Origin of the sequence: Halolamina salina, assembly GCF_042678005.1 — an archaeon.
GTDB lineage: Archaea > Halobacteriota > Halobacteria > Halobacteriales > Haloferacaceae > Halolamina > Halolamina salina.
Genome location: NZ_JBHUDH010000251.1, coordinates 1 through 2,106 on the forward strand (window position 1 = coordinate 1; position 2,106 = coordinate 2,106).

A 2,106-nucleotide genomic window follows, 5' to 3' on the forward strand; every position below is an offset into this window, starting at 1 on the left:
TCAGCGCACGCGTCGTCACCACGGCCGCGCCCGAGTACCACGAGGTCCTCGCCGACCTCGGCGCCGAGACCGCCCTCGACTACGACAACGGGGACCTCACCGACGCCGTCCTCGAGGCCTCCGACGGCGGCGTCGACGAGATCCTCGACCACCGACTCGACAGCTACCTCCAGTTCGACGCCGACGTCGCCGCCCAGAACGGCCGCGTCGTCGGAATCGGCGAGAACGCGCCTAACCCCGCGTTCACGAACGACGGCGCCGCACGCTCGAAGGACGTCAACTACCAGTTCATGCTCCTGTTCAACGCGCCCGACCTCCGGGAGCCCCTCCGCGGCGTCGGCCACCTCATGGGGATCGGCGAACTCTCGATCGAGATTGCCCGCACCTACGACCTCGACGAGGCCGACCTGGCCCACCGCGACGTCATGGAGGAGAGCTACCTGGGGAAGCTAGTCGTCACACCATAACACCTTTTTCTCGTCGGGTTTTCGAGCGCCGCCCGAAGCGGCGCTCACTGCACCCTTCTCGAAAAAAATCTGCAGCAAAAACGCCGACCCTGAGACCCACACGGGATTGTAAGAATCGCTGATACTGCCGCGATTAACCTTCGCCAGAATCGCCGCAAATATTCGTATACCACAAATTGATGGACGTGAATGTCGACTAACCAACTTCATTTCGTGGATGTATTCGCCCAGGGGAAGTACACAGGGAACCAACTGGCGGTCGTCCGTGACGCTTCGAACATGTCTACTGAGGAGATGCTCGCGTTCACTCGTGAGACGAACTTCTCCGAAGCGACGTTTATCGAATCGTCCGACACGACAGAGGGGGGATACGACGTCCGAATCTTCGACCCCGCCGAGGAGATCCCCTTCGCCGGCCACCCAACACTCGGAACCGCATTCGTCATTCGCGAGTACCTCCGAGACGACTATCCGGAAGAAGTTCTGCTCAACCTCGGCGTCGGCCAGATTCCCGTTTGGGTCGAAGCCCACGACGGCGACGAGACCTACTGGATGCGCCAGATCGAACCGACCTTCGAGGACGAATTTTCCCCGGAACTGCTCGCAGATATTCTCGGGCTCAACACAGCGGATATCGACGACTCCTACCCGATCAAGCTCGTCTCGACGGGACTCCCTACCGTCATTGTCCCTTTGACCTCCCTCGACGCTGTCGAGCAAGCCGAGACGCAACCGGAGCCGTACTACAATCGGCTTATCGACTCCTATGGCAACGTGAACCTGCTCGTATTTGCGCCGGAGACAGTCGAAGACAACGACCTACACGTTCGCGTATTCGCCGACGCTGCCGGTGTTCCAGAGGACCCCGCGACGGGCTCCTCGAACGGTTGTCTCGCCGCGTACCTCGTCAAGCACAGCTACTTCGACACGGACGAAATCGAAGTCACTGTCGAACAGGGCTACGAGATGGACCGCCCCTCGCTCCTCCACCTTCGAGCGGAAAAATCGCCAGACAGTATCAACATCGAAGTCGGTGGCCGGGTGAGTCCCGTCTTAGATGGACAGCTTCGATAAACACCACGAGCGTCTCACTCACCACTCTCATCTTCTCGGTTAGGAGACTCGAGAGAGCTCTAATTATTGGCCTGTTTGTGCTGATTAGCTGTAGTTTTCGATGTGGGGACCTACTCGTTCGAGGCCTCCCACAAGCTCCTCTGTGTGAAGACGGAAACTAAGGCGGAATCGGTCGGGATGGCTGAATCCACTCTCTCAGTTTAGCACGCCAATTCTGACAGGCTCTGAGGGTTTTAACAGAGCGGTGTGACCCTACGGTAGCGCCGTCCGGAGGTCCTCACAGAGGTCATCAGGATCTTCGAGGCCAACCGACACTCGGACCAACGTCTCAGGGATCTCTGCGGTAGCCTCCCCGTGGCTCACCTCGTCGGGAGTCATCAACGATGGCACTTCGATAAGGCTCTCAACCCCACCAAGACTGGCTCCCGGCGTGAATAGGTCAAGCCCCTCGATAAACGCTTCAAGCTCGAGAGGTGTGCCGTCGAACTCGAAGGACAGCATCCCGCTGTACCCCGACATCTGCTCACTCGCAAGGTCATGTTGCGGGTGACTCTCGAGACCTGGG

General features: G+C 59.3%; 3 protein-coding genes. 2 read left to right on the forward strand and 1 reads right to left on the reverse strand.

Annotated features, from left to right (window positions below; all coding sequences use genetic code 11):
- The coding region (locus ACFR9S_RS15365) for a zinc-binding dehydrogenase (protein WP_379818997.1) at positions 1–467 on the forward strand (467 nt) is incomplete at its 5' end.
- A 189-nt stretch (positions 468–656) separates the two neighbouring features.
- Positions 657–1,541 (forward strand): PhzF family phenazine biosynthesis protein, encoded by an 885-nt coding sequence (locus tag ACFR9S_RS15370; protein WP_379730340.1) that lies wholly within the window; start codon positions 657–659, stop codon positions 1,539–1,541.
- A 252-nt stretch (positions 1,542–1,793) separates the two neighbouring features.
- Here the strand turns inward: ACFR9S_RS15370 and ACFR9S_RS15375 are convergent.
- Positions 1,794–2,106, reverse strand: a 313-nt coding sequence (locus ACFR9S_RS15375; RefSeq protein WP_379818998.1) for a PLP-dependent transferase, incomplete at its 5' end; no start/stop codon positions are given.